The 19,841-nt window shown below is 55.9% G+C and carries 13 protein-coding genes; 1 reads left to right on the forward strand and 12 read right to left on the reverse strand.

All coding sequences use genetic code 11. The features are described 5' to 3' along the window. Positions 1–151: 151 nt before the first annotated feature. From yegS to ACSEMK_RS20425, 11 genes are all read right to left on the reverse strand, one after another. Positions 152–1,045 carry a lipid kinase YegS gene (yegS, locus tag ACSEMK_RS20375; RefSeq protein WP_015365779.1) on the reverse strand — a complete coding sequence of 298 codons (894 nt, stop codon included), beginning with the start codon at positions 1,043–1,045 and terminating at the stop codon, positions 152–154. A 257-nt stretch (positions 1,046–1,302) separates the two neighbouring features. Further along, entirely contained in the window at positions 1,303–2,664 is a 1,362-nt protein-coding gene (yegQ, locus tag ACSEMK_RS20380) for a tRNA 5-hydroxyuridine modification protein YegQ (protein WP_213316811.1), read from the reverse strand. A gap of 116 nt (positions 2,665–2,780) precedes the next feature. Further along, the gene (locus tag ACSEMK_RS20385) at positions 2,781–4,892 is read right to left on the reverse strand and encodes a DUF4034 domain-containing protein (RefSeq protein ID WP_430914584.1); all 2,112 of its coding nucleotides are present in this window, start codon (positions 4,890–4,892) and stop codon (positions 2,781–2,783) included. An 11-nt stretch (positions 4,893–4,903) separates the two neighbouring features. Further along, entirely contained in the window at positions 4,904–5,620 is a 717-nt protein-coding gene (locus ACSEMK_RS20390) for a DUF1266 domain-containing protein (RefSeq protein WP_316424226.1), read from the reverse strand. Continuing rightward, positions 5,620–6,819, reverse strand: coding sequence for a cytoplasmic protein (locus tag ACSEMK_RS20395; RefSeq protein WP_411325157.1), 1,200 nt, complete (start codon positions 6,817–6,819; stop codon positions 5,620–5,622). Before ACSEMK_RS20395 ends, ACSEMK_RS20390 begins: the two co-directional genes overlap by 1 nt. A gap of 204 nt (positions 6,820–7,023) precedes the next feature. Further along, the gene (baeR, locus tag ACSEMK_RS20400) at positions 7,024–7,746 is read right to left on the reverse strand and encodes a two-component system response regulator BaeR (protein WP_087860434.1); all 723 of its coding nucleotides are present in this window, start codon (positions 7,744–7,746) and stop codon (positions 7,024–7,026) included. Next, on the reverse strand, positions 7,743–9,197 hold the full coding sequence (baeS, locus tag ACSEMK_RS20405) for a two-component system sensor histidine kinase BaeS (protein WP_213794955.1): 1,455 nt from the start codon (positions 9,195–9,197) through the stop codon (positions 7,743–7,745). Before baeS ends, baeR begins: the two co-directional genes overlap by 4 nt. After that, a complete protein-coding gene (locus ACSEMK_RS20410) occupies positions 9,194–10,609 on the reverse strand; it encodes an MFS transporter (protein WP_113373482.1) in 1,416 nt (471 codons plus the stop codon). Before ACSEMK_RS20410 ends, baeS begins: the two co-directional genes overlap by 4 nt. Position 10,610: 1 nt before the next feature. After that, complete coding sequence (gene mdtC, locus ACSEMK_RS20415; RefSeq protein ID WP_430914583.1) at positions 10,611–13,688, reverse strand: multidrug efflux RND transporter permease subunit MdtC; 3,078 nt, start codon at positions 13,686–13,688, stop codon at positions 10,611–10,613. Then, positions 13,689–16,811, reverse strand: a complete 3,123-nt coding sequence (locus ACSEMK_RS20420) for an MdtB/MuxB family multidrug efflux RND transporter permease subunit (protein ID WP_430914582.1) — start codon at positions 16,809–16,811, stop codon at positions 13,689–13,691. Further along, positions 16,811–18,055 (reverse strand): MdtA/MuxA family multidrug efflux RND transporter periplasmic adaptor subunit, encoded by a 1,245-nt coding sequence (locus tag ACSEMK_RS20425; protein ID WP_430914581.1) that lies wholly within the window; start codon positions 18,053–18,055, stop codon positions 16,811–16,813. Before ACSEMK_RS20425 ends, ACSEMK_RS20420 begins: the two co-directional genes overlap by 1 nt. A 253-nt stretch (positions 18,056–18,308) precedes the next feature. On the opposite strand from ACSEMK_RS20425, the gene ACSEMK_RS20430 reads away from it, so the two are divergent. Next, positions 18,309–18,368: a type I toxin-antitoxin system Ibs family toxin gene (locus ACSEMK_RS20430; RefSeq protein ID WP_113373696.1), complete on the forward strand. Its 60-nt coding sequence runs from the start codon at positions 18,309–18,311 to the stop codon at positions 18,366–18,368. Between the two features lie 102 nt (positions 18,369–18,470). On the opposite strand, the gene yegD is transcribed toward ACSEMK_RS20430, so the two are convergent. Then, on the reverse strand, positions 18,471–19,823 hold the full coding sequence (gene yegD, locus ACSEMK_RS20435; protein WP_430914580.1) for a molecular chaperone: 1,353 nt from the start codon (positions 19,821–19,823) through the stop codon (positions 18,471–18,473). Between the last annotated feature and the right edge of the window lie 18 nt (positions 19,824–19,841).

The following is a 19,841-nucleotide window of genomic DNA, read 5'->3' on the forward strand; positions in this document are numbered from 1 at the left end:
ATGGCTTATACCGCGCTCTATCTGCTGGCGTTTTGTCTGTGCCCGTTTATTCGCGTCGATCAGCCGGGCTTTGCCCGTAAGGCAAGCGGCGTCAGGGAAGGGGTAGAATATTCATAACGTTGTCAGGGCGGGTATATCCCGCCCTGATGTTTTAACGCAGTAGCATACAGTCCGGCGGCAGACGGCAGCGTAGCGCCTCGCCGAGGATTTCCATCCGGAAAGATTTGCCGCTTAGCGGTTCGCCATCAAGGTTGAAGGTCATTTCATGGGCGGCGGTGACTTCAAACCACGGCGATACGCCATCGATCAGATTTGGCGAATTATCGGGATTAGCGAGGGTGCTAAACAGCGCAGGCAGCAACTCTTCGCCGGTGAAAATACGCAGATGCAGTAGCCCGTCGTTAATTAATGCCTCAGGACACAGTTGCTGGCCGCCGCCGGCCTGACGGCCATTGCCGATGCCGATAACCAGCGCGTCACCCTGCCAGTGAAAGTTCTCGCCGCGAATTTCGCAGCGGTCCGGCTTCAGGGTATCCATGCGGGTCAGGCCGTGAATCAGATAGGAGACGCCGCCGAGCGCGGCTTTCAGTTTTTCCGGCGTTTCGGTGGTGATACGGGTGCCAAAGCCGCCGGTGGCCATATTGATAAACCCGGCCTCGTTGTTAACGCGTACCACATCAATAGGGACATCGCGCCCGGCTATCGCCAGCTTCAGCGCGCTGGCTAAATCCTGCGGGATGCCGACGCTGGTGGCGAAATCATTGGCTGTGCCGAGGGGGAGTAATCCCAGCGCCATGTTGCTGCCGCGCTGGACCAGCGCGGTGGCGACTTCATTAATTGTGCCATCGCCGCCGCCGGCAATTACCGTCGCCACCTTGAGCGTTTCGGCTTCCTCGACAAAACGAATCGCATCGCCTTTCTCCCAGGTCACGCGGACGTGTATCTCGATACCTTCTTCGCGCAGGAGATTAACGGCTTCGCGCAGTTGGGGTTCATTTGCGCCTTTACCGTTGAGAATTAATAAGCTGGCTGGAAATTGGGTCATCCTTTATCGCCTCATTCTTAGTCGTCATCCTCAGTGTATCGCATGAATGGCGTCATGGAATAAGAAAGTCGGGAAAATGGGATGCATAAAAAATAAGCCCGCGTAAGGGAGATTACGCAGGCTAAGGAGGTGGTTCCTGGTACAGCTAGCATTTATGGGTTATGTTTTTCAGCGAAATGGATGATACCTGCTTCGAACGGAACGGTATGTGATCCGATTCTAATATCCATACATAGTGAAAAAATAACGCCAATAAACTAATTTTTATGCGGATTGCGCGTCGACTCGCCGTTGAAATTACGCATCAGCAAACCATACTCCAGCGCCATATCCTCCGGCAGCGGCAGCCAGACGATATAACCGTCTCCCGGCGCGACCGGCATTGCTTCGCCTTTGGCGTTCTCCATATGTTCGAGCGTAAAGTTGACGTTGCCTTGCGGAGTCATGACCTCCAGGCTGTCGCCGACCGAGAACTTATTTTTCACCGCCACTTCGGCCAAATTACCGTTACGCTTGCCGGTGAATTCGCCGACAAACTGCTGGCGTTCGGAAACCGAATAGCCGTATTCATAATTCTGATAGTCGTCGTGGGTGTGGCGACGCAGGAAGCCTTCGGTATAGCCGCGGTGGGCCAGACCCTCCAGCGTCTCCAGCAGGCTGGTGTCGAACGGTTTACCGGCGGCGGCGTCGTCAATCGCTTTACGGTACACCTGGGCGGTGCGCGCGCAGTAGTAGAAGGATTTGGTGCGGCCTTCAATTTTCAGCGAGTGCACGCCCATCTGGGTCAGGCGCTCCACGTGGGCGATTGCGCGGAGATCTTTAGAGTTCATGATGTAGGTGCCGTGTTCGTCTTCGAAGGCGGTCATGTACTCGCCCGGACGTTTGGCTTCCTCAATCATAAATACCTGGTCGGTTGGCGCGCCGATACCGAGAGTGGGTTCAACGTTGTGCACCGGGATAGGCTCATGCTTGTGGACGATATTACCCACATCATCTTCTTTGCCTTCCTGGACGTTGTACTCCCAGCGGCAGGCGTTGGTGCAGGTACCCTGGTTAGGGTCACGTTTGTTGATATAGCCGGAGAGCAGGCAGCGGCCGGAGTAGGCCATGCACAGCGCGCCATGGACGAAAATCTCGATTTCCATTTCCGGCACCTGGCTGCGAATTTCGGCGATCTCGTCCAGCGACAGCTCGCGGGACAGGATCACGCGGGTTAGTCCCATTTGCTGCCAGAATTTCACCGTCGCCCAGTTGACGGCGTTAGCCTGTACCGAAAGGTGTATCGGCATATCAGGGAAGTTCTCGCGCACCAGCATGATTAAACCGGGATCGGACATAATCAGCGCGTCCGGGCCCATCTCCACTACCGGTTTGAGATCGCGAATGAACGTTTTCAACTTGGCGTTATGCGGCGCGATGTTAACCACTACGTAGAATTTTTTCCCCAGCTCGTGGGCCTCATTGATGCCGAGCTGCAGGTTTTCGTGGTTAAATTCATTGTTGCGCACGCGCAGTGAGTAACGCGGCTGGCCGGCGTAGACTGCATCGGCGCCATAAGCGAAAGCGTAACGCATATTTTTCAGCGTTCCCGCCGGGGAAAGGAGTTCCGGTTTAAACATGATGTTCTCGTTCTGATGACAGGTCAGACTCGCCGCACCAGGTACGGCGATTCGGGGGAGTGTCCCCACATTAAGGGCGGGCATTGTAGCGCCGTGGAAAGAGGGAGTAAACCACCTTACACCATGGTGTTGACTTGTCCCGGTAGCTCGGTGTCCGGAATGCGGAAGGTGTACCAGGCAAAGCGAAGACGTTTGCTTAAACTAGAAAAATGCAGATGGTAAAGGCAATCCTCAATGATTTCACTATGTGGGTATAACGTGACAGCAAAATGTGTCCAGCGCGCACTAAGCTTCATGTTGAATAATGACTTATCAAGCTTATTACCGTACAGGCGCGACAGGGTGACCATCGCTTCCAGCGTGCCTTTATTGGCCTCTTCCCGCACCAGCTCTAAATGCTCATGCGCCAGCGTAATATCCTTCACTTCAAAAATATTTAGCAGAAATAATCCCCGGGCCGCTTTATGGCCAAACTGATGCGCGAGCCAGAGATGATCGAGCAGCGCTTTTTCATAAACGGAACGTTTTTCTGCTTCGAATTCTTGTTTGCTCAGTCTCTGATAGCAGATGGCAATGTTGAAATGGATATTTTGCAGATCGTCTTCAAACTCGGTATATCCCCCATTCACGATTAGGCTGTGCGGGTGACTATCGCGCAGCTCAATCTGTTCCTGCAGTATCTCCGCCGCGTGCTGAAAGTAATTCAGGGCGGTAACAGGATCGTAAGGTAGCAGACTATCTTCGGCTTTATCGATGTACTCAAGACCCAGCAGATTCAGTGCGGCGGGTATATTTCTTTGAGCTCCCAGTTCCGCCAGCGGCACGAAATGCTGCGGAAGCCCTAGCCAATGGAAATCTTTAATTACGTCCTGCCAGTTATGGTTGTATTCGATATCGGCAACACTATCCAGCCAGGCTGCGCCTTGTGTTTCATCTTTTTCATACCCGAATAATCCCACATACTGAAAGTAGCCACGATAGATTTTCGGTGCACAGTGCTCTGATTGCTGCGTATTCTGGCAGAGGAAATTATAAATCCACCTGCTGTCCGGGAAATCACGTAGCGCAAACTTTATTGCATAGGCGGTGAAGTAATTGTTGAGCTTAACTTTTTCCGCGATCGAACGCTGAAGGATTCGCCAGAGTGCGTCATTATCTTCCAGATCGCTATAGCAAACCTGCAGCCATTCTAGCGCGTTATGACGAGACTCCGGCAGATGCGCTCGCTGGGCAATGTCCTCGGCTTTGGCGATAATGCGTTCTCGTTCTGATGGAGAGTCGACCTCTTTGATCTCCAGGTCGCGGTGAATATCCCACCAGATCAATAGCTCCAGATTCTCGCGTTCCGCGGCGGAAAGATGATCGCACTCAGGTAATGCCAAAAAGTGGCGGATCTCTTCATGTGAGCCGCCCCAGCGTGGCATGCGAAACGGTATATATTCATCCAGCACGTAGAAAGCGGTTGGGAAAATAGTCAGGCAAGTCGCGAGCCAAATGGTTTGTGCATCAGCGTCATCGCGTTCAGTCAGTAAAAACGGACGCGGTAGAGGGGGGCAAATTGCGTCCGCAAACGACAGCCCGGAATGCGCCATCAACGCGTCCATCTCCTGAGGTGACTGGCGATGATATTCGACAAGTTCTACCATCAATGGCTGTCCTGAAACCTCTGCTCCTCTCAGAAATTCAACCAGCCAGTCCGGCTGGCCGAAGACCTTGGAGTTGGTGCTGGTCAACGCGGCAGCCATCCATTGGCGTGGTTCGCAGTCGATTGCATTGAGGGCGGCAATTACCATCCGTTCGTTACAGGCGGCGGCGCAGATCCACATTGCCTGGGTGGTTTCTTTCGCCCAGCCGTAGCTGCGGTAGAGCCAGGCACGGTGGTTCCAGTATTGCGCTTCTGCAAGCCAGGCATGCGTGGAGCGAGGGCGGGCGCGCTGCCAGTTTTTGATCAGTGCTAACCCTTCCGGCCCGGCCTCGACCAGCGCGTCCATATCATAAAAATGGTTACACATCTGCGTCCAGGCAAGGAAATAACGCTTTTCCGCTTCACGGCTGGTAAAACTATCCGCCAGCGCTTGCATATAAAGCGTATCAAGTTCGTCATATCGCGCATCGCGTAGCAAGCCGGAAATATCTGCGATGGACCATTCGCGTTGTCCGTTATTAAGCGGCATCGTATAATTACACATCTCAAGCATGGCCTTGGCCAAACGGTCGTCCTTTTCCATAACTACTCCTTTTACATTGGGTCGAAAATTTTGAATTCATTCCATGGTAGTTGTCGCCAGCGGCTGAAAGGGTCTTTCAGAAAATGAGTGGCTTCCTGTAAATCACGTCCAACCATTGACGTTGGTATATCATTCAGCTTTAGCCATACCTGACGGGCACGAACGTAGGCGGTGGTATAATCTTCCCAGGAATGAAAACAGTCCTGTGCACGCTGGGCGTTAAGTAGCAGCACCAACCATGCCTGATTTTCGTCACACCAGCCGAGCCCCGCGATACAGCGGGTGAGAAAGGCTGTGCGCATACAGTCAAACGCCAATGCGTCGCGAACCTGGCCCAGAATCGCAAGATGGTGGTAGAACGTGCGTGGTGAATTGCCTATGCCCGAGGGCCAGCGGCGCAAAATATCCGCAACCTGCTGGCGCAGCGCTATATCGTTGAGGTTTTCGTGCAGATTGAGTTCTTTTCTGACCTGCTGAGCCAAATGCTGGCGTTGGTCATCATCAAGGGTAAACTTCAGCGTTACGCCTTTCGAAGGAAGGCCATTTCGTTGGGCAAGAATATCGGCCAGAGATAACGCCCATTGTCGCCGTCGGGTATCATGCCGGAGATCTTTCAGGCGATCCTGTTTTTTCTCCTCGTCGAGGCGGGCGGCAATCTGCGGCTTATTTTTTATGTAATTCAGCCAGCCAAAAAATATTGTGGAAATAATGAGAACGATCCAGAACATTAGTGTTTATCTCCACAGAAAGAAAGGTAACGCGTGGTTTGCAGTGTCAGACTTTCAATTACGAAGGGGATATTGCTGGTGTTTTTGCCGGCAAGCGTAGGGTGCCATTCGTGCTGTGGGAACAGCATTTCCGCCGCGGTCGCCACGTTGGGATCAATCATCTGAAGATAACGCAGCGCATCCGGTGCGCTGTGTAACAGCAACCACTGCAAAGCTACCGGTGGAGCAGGAAAGTGTTTCATTAAATGAAAATTATCATGCAGGACGTTAAGCAAAAAGTTGAAATCATGAATATCGGTAATGAATTTCCAACCAGAATATTCCGGCGTATTTTCATACACAATTCCCATACCTTCGCAATCTTTGTGACGTTCATGATGAGGATTGATAAGACTGATAAGAGATAAAACATCTGCGACATATTTCTTAATAGGATAACAATTCTGTTTACCTTTAATCTGCTCAATGCTTAGTCCGTCATTATTCACAATCAGGCTTATTGTGACATGAGGAATATTGTGGTTGTCGCGCAGGCTAAACAGGCGCAGCATGCCTTGCTCAATTTGCCTGGCATAATATTCGCCATATCCCCCGGAAAGCGTTCCTTTATCATCGAATTGCCCAACGCAATGCTGCATATGCCAGGATTCATACGCCATTTCACTGCGCAGGTCGGCGTGGGTCGCATCAAGTTCGACAAACCTGCCGTTTTGGACTGATAGCACTAGCTTTAGCGCCTCACTGTTGGAAGGATACCAGCCCTGTTCACGCAGATGCTGCATTTTCAGGTGTTCCGCATCGCGCATAGCCAGCAAGGTAAAACAGTTAATGCGCTGTAGCTTAGCCTCTAAGCGTGTGCCTTTTTGCCGGGAAAGAAACTCCAGAATGTCTCTTTCCATTCCTAGCAGTTGTGGATGCTGGGGGTTAAGGTAATAAAAGCGTTCTTCGCTATCCAGTTTTGGAATCAGCCAGGTGGGTATTTCGCTATGAGTGCCGAAATAGATGGTGTAATCCTCAGCGGAACGTACCGGATAAACAGGCGAGAAATCACCAATCGTCCATCTATAAAAATGATTAGTCAACCAGCTTTGAATATTATCATTATCACCACGCTGTTGGCTGCGGGAAATAATGGCGGATTTGATATGTGGTGCATTTATAATATTTCGTGGTTTATATTTTTTATGAATATTACTCATGGCATTCCTTGCGCAGTTGAGTAGTGATGAAAGGAATATACTATACCACGGACTGTTCCAGTTATTATCTGATTATAACGTAGAGGGCGTGGAAATATTGTGTCTGCGCCGTGAGGTGTTTTTTGGGCTACAGATTCATACACGTTGGTGAACCGGTAACCCTTTCATTGTAGCGAGGAGGAGGCAAACGCAGAGAGGAGCTCTCTATGCCATTCTACAGGCGTCGGCTTCCCAGCGATAGCCGACGCCGTAGACGGCGCGAATAAACGACTGCTCGGCATCCAGCGATTCCAGCTTACGGCGCAGGTTTTTAATATGGCTATCTATGGTGCGGTCGGTCACCACGCGATAATCGTCGTACAGATGATTGAGCAGTTGTTCACGGGAGAAGACTTTACCCGGCTCCTGCGACAGCGTTTTTAATAGCCGAAACTCGGCGGGAGTCAGATCCAGCAATTTTTCGCGCCACGAGGCCTGGAAGCGGCTCTCATCAACGATAAGCGGGCTTTGCGCATCCAGCGCCTGCAGAACGCGCTGTGGCTTGCAGCGACGCAGGATCGTTTTCACGCGAGCCACGACTTCACGCGGACTATACGGTTTGCAGATATAGTCGTCGGCGCCGATCTCCAACCCTAGCAGGCGATCGATCTCCTCGATTTTGGCGGTGACCATCACGATTGGCACATCGGAAAAACGGCGGATCTCACGGCACAGGGTCAGGCCGTCGGTGCCGGGCAGCATTAAATCCAGCAGGATTAAATGCGGGGGCGTCTGGCGGACATAGGGCAGTACGCGATCGCCATGCGCAATGAGCGTTGGCGCATAGCTCGCGGCCTGCAAATAGTCGATTAACAACTGACCGAGTTTAGGCTCGTCTTCCACGATTAAAATACGCGGCGTGTTTTCATCAATGGGTAATTCGCTCATACGTCCCTCGATAAATCCTGTTCCAGAGGTAATTCTACTTTAATGCTAACCCCGCCAAAAGGCGAATGGCTGGCGTTCAGGCTGCCGCCGTGGGCCGCGACAATGTTCATACAGATTGCCAGCCCAAGGCCGGATCCGCCGCTGGCGCGGTTACGCGAACCTTCGGTGCGGTAAAAACGCTCGCACAGCCGCGCCAGCTGCTCGTCGCTAACGCCGGGGCCGCTATCGGCGAAATCGAGTATTAATCTGCGGCCGTTTTGTTTGGCGCTAATCAGCAGGCGTCCGCCGTGGTCGGTATAGCGCAGGCTGTTTTCCAGCAGGTTATTGAACAACTGCATCAGCCGATCGCGATCGCCGAACACGACAGCGTTATCCGGCAGCGAGACGCCGATAGTTAACCCGCGGCTGGCGAAACGTTCACGGAACGCCCCTGCGGCGACCTCCAGCAGCGCAATTAAATCCACCGACTCTTTCTGGTAGGCTAACGCGCCTTCATCGGACATCGACAACTGATGCAGATCGTCCACCAGCTTGGTGAGCGTGCCGACTTCCGCCTGCAGCGAAGAGATCGAATCCGGGGTGAATTTTCGCACTCCATCCTGAATGGCCTCCAGTTCACCGCGCAGGACCGCTAACGGCGTGCGGAGTTCATGCGAAATATCGGCCATTAAATCGCGGCGCATCTGTTGGTTACGCTCAAGCGTACTGGCGAGCTGGTTGAAATCCTGCGCCAGACGACCCAGTTCATCCCCGCCGGTGACCGTGACGCGGGTAGAGAAATCGCCCGCCGCCAGCTTATGGGTGCCTTCCACCAGCCGTTTGACCGGCGCCAGCAGCCCGCGGGCCAGCGGGAAAGTAGCCAGAGCGGCGAGGAGGGTGGCGAGGGCGACGATCAGCCAACTGGTGCGTTTTTGCTGGCGGTCGAAATTGATATCCGTGTTGCGCGTGAGCCGCTCGACCGGCGAGGCGATCACCGCCCCAACGGTCACGCCGTCGACGACAATGTTGCGCCGGGTGCCGTCCTGCGGTACCGGCGCCCGCGGGCCTACCAGCACGCGCCCTTGTTGATCGACAACCCAAAATTGCGTGCGCCAGCCGTGCGGCGGCATATCGGGCCGCGGGCCAGGCCCGGGCATTGGCCCTGGCTCGCCATGCGGGCCCGGACCACCCGGTGGACGTTCGTCGTTATCGCGCTCGAAGGTGCGCAGTAACTGGAAGATAAACCGATCGTTATTGCGCAAAAACTTCCAGTCGCCGTGCTGCTCGTACTGTTCACTGAGCGCATCGCCGAGCATCGTTAATCGCTGTTCATTACCGCGTTTTATATAGTCGATAAAGCCGCGCTCAAAGCTGATGCGCACCGCCCAGTGCATGCTAATCAGCAGCACGATACAGGTGGCGAAAATAGCCAGGAACAGCTTACCGGTGATACCCGGGCGCCAAAGTTTCACGATTCACTCCTTTTGCGTCGGCGGATGACGGTGTTGCTGCCGACATCGTTCGGTACACGGGAAAAGATAAGTGCCGGGAGGGCGATAATCACCGCCATGCTCAGATAGGTGTAGAGGAAAACCTGATGAACGGCTGGCGCATCGGCGCTGATATGCTGCTGGCCGTACATACCCAGCAAAAGCCCGGCGATGGTCACGCCGATACTCATCGAGAGCTGCATAACCATTGAGAGCAGGCTGTTGCCGCTGCTGGCCAACTCATCAGGCAGGTCTTTTAGCGTCAAGGTATTCATTGATGAGAAACGGCTGGAGTTAATCATACCCTGCAGAAACAGCACCAGCGGCAGCAGCCAGTACCAGCCGGCCAGAGCGACGGCCATGAACAATAAACTCACCAGCGCCAGGCCGAGGGTTGCGAAAACCAGTACGCGGCGATAGCCAAAGCGGTTTACTACCTGCACCACGATGCGTTTCATCCCCATGCTGCCCAGCACCATCGGGATCATCATCAGCCCGGCGTGGAACGGCGAGAAGCCGAGGCCAATTTGCAGGAATACCGGAGTCATAAACGGTAACATCCCGCTACCGATACGCCCGGCAAAGCTGCCGCCAAGACCGAGCGAGAAGGTTTTATTGCGAAACAGATTGAGGCTGAACAATGCGTTAACGTTGCCGCGGGCGTGCCACAAATAAAAAATTATGGCCATCAGGCCACCGGCGACCAGCGCGGCGAGCAGCAGCGGCGAGATACCGAGCCCTTTTTTACCGTCGAGCGCCAGCGTCAGGGTGGCCATTCCCACCGCCAGCAGAATAAAACCAAGGATATCAAAGCGCCGGGTCTGCAGGGTGTAGTTCGGCATCAGGCATAATGTGGCGATAGCGCCGATGATGCCAACCGGGATGTTGATCAAGAAAATCCAGTGCCAGGAAGCATATTCGACCAGTACCCCGCCAAGCGCCGGGCCGAGCAGCGGTCCAACCTGGCCGGGCAGGGTGACGAAGGTCATCGCCGCCATATACTGATCGCGCGGAACGATTTTCATCACCGTTAGCCGCCCGACCGGTACCATCATCGCGCCGCCGACGCCTTGCAGCACGCGGGACATCACCAACTGATCGAGGGTGGTTGCCTGGGCGCAGAACAGCGAGCCGACGGTAAACAACACAATGGCGCTGAAAAAAATATTGCGCACGCCAACCCGGTCCGCCAGCCAGCCGCTGGCCGGTAGCATGACTGCCACCGTTAGCACATACGAGACCACCACCATATGCATGTGCAGCGGGCTCTCCCCAAGGCTTTTGGCCATCGAGGGGAGGGCGGTGTTGACGATGGTGGTATCCAGCGACTGCATAAAGAAGCCGAAGGCCACAATCCATAACTGCCAGCGTACGCTGGCGGGCAGATCTGTCATCTTATTCGCTTACCGGTTGAGCAGACTTGCGCGTAAAACGCAGCCGCAGACGATCAAAGAACAAATAGACCACCGGGGTAGTGTACAGCGTCAGCAGCTGGCTCATGACCAGACCGCCGACGATGGTGATCCCCAACGGCTGCCGCAGCTCTGAACCATCCCCGCCAGACAGCACCAACGGTAGCGCGCCGAACAGCGCCGCCAGGGTGGTCATCATGATCGGGCGAAAACGTAGCAGGCAGGCCTGGAAGATGGCTTCTTCCGGCGCCAGATTGCCGTTGCGCTGCGCTTCGAGGGCGAAATCGACCATCATGATGGCGTTTTTCTTCACGATGCCAATTAATAGCATGATCCCTATCAGGGCGATTAGGCTGAATGGGGCGCCAAATAATTCCAGCGCCAGCAGCGCGCCAACCCCCGCTGACGGCAGGGTTGAGAGAATGGTTAACGGATGCACGTAGCTTTCGTAGAGGATCCCCAGCACGATATACACCGTAGCGATGGCGGCGATAATCAGGATCACCTGTGAGTTCATCGTCTGCTGGAATACCTGCGCGGTGCCTGCAAAGGATCCACGGACGCTCGACGGCACGCCAAGCTGGGTCATCGCCCGGTCAATGGCGTCGCTGGCTTCCGACAGCGATTTGCCGGTCGGCAGGTTGAAGGAGATGGTCGAGGCGGCCGATAGCCCCTGGTGGTTGACCGAAAGCGGCGCGTTCGCCGGTTGCCATTTGGCGAAATATGACAGCGGAATAGGTTTCCCGTCTTTACTGATGACAAACATATGCTCCAGCGCGCTAACGTCCTGGGTATAAAGCGGATCGACTTCCATTACCACTTTGTACTGGTTGAGCGGCTGGTAGATGGTCGAGATTTGCCGTTGGCCGAAAGCGTTGTTTAACAGGCTGTTGGCATCCTGCACGCTGACGCCCAGGCGTGACATGGTGTCGCGGTCGTAGACCAGATCCATCTCCGCGCCGTTATCCTGTTGGTCCGAGTTAACGTCGGCCAGTTCCGGCAGCGCCGCCAGCGCCTTGCGGATTTTCGGCTCCCATTCACGCAGCGCCGACAGATCGTCCGATAACAGGGTGTACTGGTAGCTGGCGTTCGACTGACGCCCGCCAACGCGGATATCCTGCACCGCCATCAGGAACAGATTCGCGCCGGGCTCTTTCGCCAGCTTTTTTCGCAGCCGGTCGATGATTTGCTGCGCCGTTTCGTGGCGCTGGTCGCGTGGTTTCAGGGTGATAAACATCATACCGCTATTCACCCGCGAGCCGCCGGTAAAGCCGGTCACGTTATCGACAGCCGGATCCTCGCGGATGATCTTCATAAAGTCCTGCAGTTTGCCGCGCATCGCCTGGAAGGAAATACTCTGATCCGCCTGAATGCCGCCCATCAGCACCCCGGTGTCCTGCTCCGGGAAGAAGGTTTTCGGAATGGCGATATACAGCCACACGCTGAGCGCCATCGTACCGAGCAGCACCAGGCCAGTCAGGCGACTATGCTTCAGCACCCATTTTAACGATTTGCCATAGCCCCCCTGAATAGTGACCAGCAGACGGCCAAAGCCGCGATTCCGCGTTGGTTCATGAGGTTTGCCGCTTTTCAGCAGCCAGCCGCACATCATTGGCGTCAGCGTGAGCGACACGGCGAGCGAAATACCGATCGCTACCGATAGCGTGACGGCGAACTCGCGCAACAGGCGCCCCGGCAGGCCACCCATCAGCAGCAGCGGTAAGAACACCGCCACCAGCGACAGGCTCATCGACAGCACGGTAAAGCCGACTTCACGGCTGCCTTGTAACGCGGCCTGCAGCGGCTTCATTCCCGCCTCAAGATGGCGGGAAATATTCTCCAGCACCACGATGGCGTCATCGACAACGAAACCGGTGGCGATGGTCAGCGCCATTAGCGACAGATTATTGAGGCTGAAACCGCATAAATACATGGCGGCGAAGGTACCAATTAAGGACACCGGTACGGCGACGGCCGGGATAAGCGTTGCGCGCCCGGAGCGCAAAAACAGGAAGACCACCAGAATCACCAGCGCGACCGAGATCACCAGCGTTTGTTCGACCTCTTCCAGCGAAGCGCGGATAGTGGGCGAACGATCCTGGGCGATTTGCAAATCAATGGCGGCCGGGATAGTACGCTGTAGCTCAGGAAGGCGGGCGCGGATGCTGTCGACCGTCTGAATAATGTTGGCTTCCGGCAGCTTGCGAATCATTAACAGGATCGCTGGTTTGGCGTTGGTCATCCCGGCGTTACGCACATCCTGCACTGAATCCGTCACTTTTGCCACGTCGCCAAGGCGTACCGCCGCGCCGTTGTTGTAGTGGACGATCACCGGCAAATATTCCGCCGCGGTTTTCAGTTCATCATTGGTCTGCACCTGCCAGCGATGGGTTTCATCTTCCAGCGCGCCCTGCGGGCGACGCACGTTGGCGTTATCAATGGCGCTGCGCACGGCATCCAGTGAGACGCCCTGGTTAAATAGCGCCTGCGGGTTAAGATCGACGCGCACCGCCGGCAGTGAGCTGCCGCCGACGTCGACATCGCCGACGCCGTCAATCTGCGCGATGGTTTGCGCCAGCTGGGTTGACGCGAAATCGTACAACTCGCCCTGCGAATAGGTGTCCGAGGTGAGCGTCAGGATCATGATCGGCGCATCGGACGGGTTAGCTTTGCGATACGTGGGGCGGCTGGGCATCCCGCTCGGCAGCAGGCTTTGCGCGGCATTAATCGCCGCCTGCACGTCGCGGGCGGCGCCGTTAATATCGCGATCGAAATTAAACTCCATGATGATGCGGGTACTGCCAAGCGAGCTCGACGAGGTCATTTCATTGACCCCGGCAATGCGCCCCAGCGAGCGCTCCAGCGGTGTTGCCACCGATGAGGCCATGGTTTCCGGCGAGGCGCCGGGCAGCGAGGCGCTAATCATGATCACCGGGAAATCCACCTGCGGCAGCGGCGCGACCGGCAGCAGGCGGAATCCGAGGATCCCGCATAGGGTAATCGCCAGCGAGATAAGAATCGTCGCCACCGGCCGATAAATGAAGAGAGCGAAGAACTTCACTTACGCCTCCTCTTCACGACGCGGGAAGCGGCTCTTCATATACAGCGATAGCCGGTCGAACAGCAGATAAATGACCGGCGTGGTGAATAACGTCAGTACCTGGCTGAGCATCAGGCCACCGACCATACCGATGCCCAGTGGGCGGCGCAATTCGGCGCCGACGCCGGTACTAAGCATCAACGGTAGCGCGCCAAGCAGGGCGGCGAGGGTGGTCATCAGGATTGGCCGGAAACGCAGCAGGCAGGCCTGGTAAATGGCTTCGCGCGGCGGCATCCCCTGCTCGCGCTCGGCGGCGAGGGCAAAGTCAATCATCATGATGGCGTTTTTCTTCACGATACCAATCAGCAGAATGATGCCGATGATGGCAATCACGTCCAGCTCGCTACCGGCCAGCCATAGCGCCAGCAGCGCCCCGACGCCCGCGGTCGGCAGGGTTGAAAGAATGGTGATGGGATGAATGAAGCTTTCGTACAGTACGCCGAGGACGATATACATGGCGACGACCGCCGCGACGACCAGCCAGACGGTGCTACCGAGCGCCGACTGGAACGCGAGGGAACTGCCCTGGAACTGGGTGCGGATGTCGGTTGGGAAATCCAGCGACTGCTCGGCGGACAAAATAGCCTCTACCGCTTCGCCGAGGGAGTAGTTATCCGGCACGTTGAATGAAATGGTGGTCACCGGGAACTGATCGAGATGGTTAACCGACAGCGGGGTAAAGCGTTGCTCGACGCTGGCGATGGATTTCAGCGGCACGATGCCGCCGTCGCTGCTGGTGAGGCGGATATTATCCAGCGCCGCCAGCCCCGGCGTCGCCTGGGTGTCGTGCTCCAGTACCACGCGATATTGGTTGGCCTGGGTATAAATTGTCGAGATCAGCCGTTGGCCAAAGGCGTTATACAGCGCGTTATCGACATCCGCCATGGAAATACCCAGCCGGCTGGCGCTATCGCGATCGACATTAATATAAGCCGCGAGCCCTTTATCCTGCCAGTCGCTGCTGACGTCGGCAAGCTGGGGTAAGGATTGCAGGCGCGACAGCAATTGCGGCACCCAGTTGCTCAGCGCATCAAGCGAATTAGCCTGCAGGGTAAACTGATACTGAGTTCGGCTGACGGTGGTATCGATAGTCAGATCCTGCGTTGGCTGGAGATAGAGCTCAATACCAGGGACGCTTGCCACCGATTGCTGCAGACGACTGATGACCGTTTGCACGCGATCGTCGCGTTCATCCAGTGGTTTAAGGTTAATCTGCAGACGCGCGCTGTTCAGCGCCGGATTGGTGCCATCAACGCCGACGAACGACGTCAGGCTTTCAACCGCCGGATCTTTCAGAATCAGGTCGGACACCTGCTGCTGGCGTTGCGCCATACTGGCGAACGACACCGACTGCGGGGCCTGTAAGGTGCCCTGAATAATGCCGTTATCCTGGATTGGGAAGAAGCCTTTCGGGATAAAGACCCACAGCAGAATCGATAACGCCAGGGTGCTTAACGCTACGCTCAACGTTAGCCATGGGTGGTTCAGTACCCGGCTTAGCCAGCGGCCATAGACGGCAATCACCCGCTCGAAGAAACGTTCGCTGGCCCGTGAAAAGCGGTTTTGTTTGCGCAGCGATTCGTGGCTTAACATCCGCGCGCACATCATTGGCGTCAGGGTCAGCGAGACCACCGCCGAAATCAGAATCGCCACAGCCAGGGTAATGGCGAATTCGCGGAACAATCGCCCAACGATATCACCCATAAACAGCAGCGGGATCAGTACGGCAATCAGCGAGAAGGTTAATGAAATAATCGTGAAGCCGATTTCCCCCGCGCCTTTCAGCGCGGCGGCGAGCGGTTTATCACCTTTTTCGATATAGCGGGAGATGTTTTCAATGACCACGATGGCGTCATCGACCACGAAACCAGTGGCGATGGTCAATGCCATTAGCGTCAGGTTGTTAATCGAGAAATCGAGGAACACCATGACAGCGAAGGTGCCGACCAGCGACAGCGGCACGGCGACGCCGGGGATGATTGTCGCCGGGACATTGCGTAAGAAGAGATAAATGATCATCACCACCAGCGCGATGGCCAGCAGCAATTCGAACTGGGTATCGCTGACCGACGCGCGAATATTGGTGGTGCGGTCAGAAAGCACCTGTACCTTAACGGATTTAGGCAGGCTCTCGGTCAGTTGCGGTAGCATCTGGCGGATGCTGTCGGCGGTGGCGATGATGTTCGCTCCCGGCTGGCGTTGGACGTTCATCACGATCGCCCGCTGCTTATTGGCCCACGCCCCAAGCCAGGCGTTCTCGGCGCCCTGCTCGATGGTCGCGACATCGCCAAGACGGATCGGCGCGCCGTTCTGATAGGCGATAATCAGCCGACGGTAATCTTCTGCCGACTGCATCTGATCGTTGGCGGAAAGGGTGACCGCGCGGGCCGGGCCGTCAAGACTACCTTTCGCTGAATTCACGTTGGCGCTGGTAATAGCGGTACGCACGGTTTCGCTGGTCAAACCTAACGCGGCGATCGCCTGGGCATTGAGCTTAACGCGTACCGCAGGACGCTGGCCGCCGGCAAGCGTCACCAGACCGACGCCGGAAACCTGAGAAATCTTCTGCGCCACCCGAGTTTCCACCATATCTTCGACCTGCGTCATCGGCATCGCGCTGGAGGTGACGGCCAGGGTCATGATCGGCGGATCCGCCGGATTCACTTTGCTGTAAACCGGCGGGTTGGGTAAATCAGACGGCAGCAGATTGGTCGCAGCGTTGATGGCCGCCTGCACTTCCTGTTCGGCGACATCCAGCGCCAGGGTCAGCTGGAACTGCAGGGTGATGACCGACGCGCCGCCCGAACTTTGCGAGGACATCTGCTTAAGGCCGGACATCTGGCCAAACTGGCGTTCCAGCGGCGCGGTAATCGATGACGTCACCACATCCGGGCTGGCGCCGGGGTAGAGTGTTACTACCTGAATGGTCGGGTAGTCAACTTCCGGCAGCGCGGAGACCGGCAGGAAGCGATAGCCGATGATACCGGCCAGCAGAATGGCGACCATCAATAGCGTTGTCGCCACCGGACGCATAATAAACAGCCGGGAAGGGCCGCCCGTACTGCTCGGGGGTAAGACTTGCATCAGGCGCCCGCTCCGTTTTTACCACTCTGGCGGGCGGCAGGTTGTTCCGGCGCGGCGCTGTGAGCTTCGACGACTTCGACCTTAGCGCCTTCGGTAAGGCGGTCGATACCATCGGTCACCACCCGGTCTCCCGCTGACAGTCCGGCGTTAATCACCACTTTTTGGCTATCCTGAATACCCGGCGTGACCGTATGTTTGCTGACTTTATTCTCACTGTTCAGCACCCACACGAAGTGCCCCTCATTGCCCATTTGTAGCGCGGCGGTGGGGATTACGACCGCATCCTGCTCGGTATCCACTAGCATTCTGGCGTTGACGAACTGATTCGGGAACAATGCGTCATCGAGGTTATTAAAGCGGGCCTTAAGCTTAATAGTGCCGGTGGTGGCATCGATTTGGTTATCGAGGCTCAGCAGGCTGCCTGTGCTGATCTTCTGTTTATTGGTTCGGTCCCAGGCCTCGACGGCCAGCGTTTTACCGGCTTTCTGCGCCTGTACCACGGTGGCGATATCGCTTTCCGGCAGGGTAAAGACCAAATCGATAGGGTGAGTTTGCGTGAGAACGACAATGCCGGTGGTGTCGCCACTGGAAATTTGGTTGCCGATATCGACCTGCTTCAGGCCCACGCGCCCGTCAATCGGCGCGGTGATGCGGGTCCAGTCCAGCTGCAGTTGCGCACTGGCGACGGCGGCCTGATCGGCTTTAACCGTACCGGCGGATTCGACCACCAGCGACTGCTGGGTATCCAGCTCCTGACGGGAGATAAGATTGGTTTTCACCAGTTGTTGATAGCGGGCGAGATCGCGGCGCGCGTTTGCGAGGGTGGCGTTATCTTTGGCAAGCTGCCCCTGCGCCTGGGCCAGCGCCACCTTGAACTGGCTGGGATCGATTTGCGCCAGCAGATCGCCGGCTTTGACCTGCTGACCTTCCTGGAAATGAATACTCAGTAACTGGCCGTCAACCCGACTGCGCACGGTCACGGTATTCGCCGCGGTGATGGTCCCAAGACCAGTAAGGTAGCGGGGGACGGCTTCGCTGGTGGCGGTTGCCGCCTGCACCGGGGCCAGCGTTGCCCCAAAACGCCCGTGACGCGCCCCGGCAGGCGCTTTTGCTCCTTGCTGACTTGCGCCAGCGGCGCCTGCGGTTGTCTCTTCGGAACGATCGTGCCAGAACCAATAGGCGGCTCCCGCCACCAAAATTACCGTCAGGACTATTCCCCAACGAAGTGTGTTACTGCTTTTCATTGTTTTGCTATCTCATCCTGAAGCTTTCGCTGAATGATACTAGTTTAGTAACGGAACGCCCCGCAAAAATGGAGGAATTATGAAAAGAGCGTATGGAAAGGTCTGAATTGGCGGGCTTTCACGAGGAGGATCGCAAAGCCGAACGCTGAAAAGAAATGTGTCAGACGCGGCATGGTAACGTCAGCTTGATTTAGCGGAGGCTAAATACAGGAAAGCCCCTCCTGAGGAAGGGGCCTTAAATAAGGAAAGGGTTATGATGAATCTGGTCATCATACTGATAGTGCTGTTACTGATAAGTTTCCCGACTTACTAACAGTGTATCAGGGGGAGGAGAAATCCTCCCTTACCCTTCATCCTGCAAATTAGGACGAAAAAGCGGCAAAGTCAACTCAGGTTACCGAATGGCGCTCGCGTTTCAGGCGAAAACCACCTGCGCCCAGCGGGCAAGCCCGGCGGTAACGGAACCAAAATCATCGCCGCCGGCGATCGGTATCCCCGGCAGCTGCGCGGCCAGCGCCTTCTTAATTAACGGCGATCGTGCGCTACCGCCGGTGAGATAGATAACGTCCGGGGTTTCTTGACTGCTTTCCAGCGCTAACTTTACCTGCTCCATAATGCGAGCCAGCGGTTGATTGAGCGCCTCTTCCAGCCCCTGCTGGCTGATAGCGGTTGCCAGCTCATCGCTGATAAACGGCAGTTCGGCGTTGAAATCCGGCTGAGCGGAAAGGGCGATTTTGCTCTCTTCCGCGCTGCGCACCAGGCGATAGCTCAGACGCTGTCGCCAGACTTTAAGCAGCAGTGCGACCTTGTCGGCATCGCGAGCGTCGCGCAGCAGGTCATTAAGCATACGACCGTTGGCGGCGCTGTAAAAATCGCTCTGCGCCGGGACGTCGTTAATCGCCACCGCATTCCACCAGGGCAGTACCGGCAGCGCGATGCCTTTTTCCGTTTCGCCGCCCATGCCGAGTAACGGCATCAGGCATTTGAAGGCCAGGGCGATATCGAGATCGTTACCGCCGATACGGCAGCCGCTGTGGCCGAGCAGGCTATTCTGACGTTCGGCTTTCTGCCGCCACTGTGGCCCCATCAACAGCAGCGAGCAGTCGGTGGTACCGCCGCCGATATCGACGACCAGCACGCGTTTTTCGTCGTCGAGCGTGGCTTCAAAATCTAACCCTGCTGCAACGGGTTCAAACTGAAACACGACATCGTTGAAGCCAGCGCGTTTCGCTGCCCGCTCAAGGATTCCTTGGGCTTGCGCGTTAGCGTCATCGCCGCCAAGACCCTGGAAGTTAATCGGTCGACCAATGACCGCCTGGGTAATCTGTTCGCTAAGCTGAGACTGCGCCTGCTGTTTAATATGCAGCATCATCGCGCAGACCAGATCTTCAAATAACGCGACCTGCTGGGGTTTAAGGCCATTAGCGCCAAGAAACGACTTTGGCGACTTAACGAAGTAGACCTCTTCCGGATCGTCAACGTATTGATGCAGAGAGGCGAGTCCGAACTGAACGCTGTTGCTGAGGACTTCGATATCTTCATCACGGTTATAATTAATGGCGCGTCGTAGCAGCGCCTGGTTTTCCGCGCCGTCGGCCGGGACATTGTGATGGCGGTATAGCCATTCGCTGACCGCTTCGCGCGTCGGGGCGCAAAGCATCGACGGCAGCAATGGGCTACCGTTTTCCAGCGTTAAAAGCCGTGGGCTGCCACCCTGCATAACGGCGACCGAACAGTTGGCGGTACCATAGTCAAAACCAATAAACATAACCGGAAAAATCCCCAT

Origin of the sequence: Klebsiella sp. K-3, from assembly GCF_051207495.1 — a bacterium.
GTDB lineage: Bacteria > Pseudomonadota > Gammaproteobacteria > Enterobacterales > Enterobacteriaceae > Klebsiella > Klebsiella aerogenes.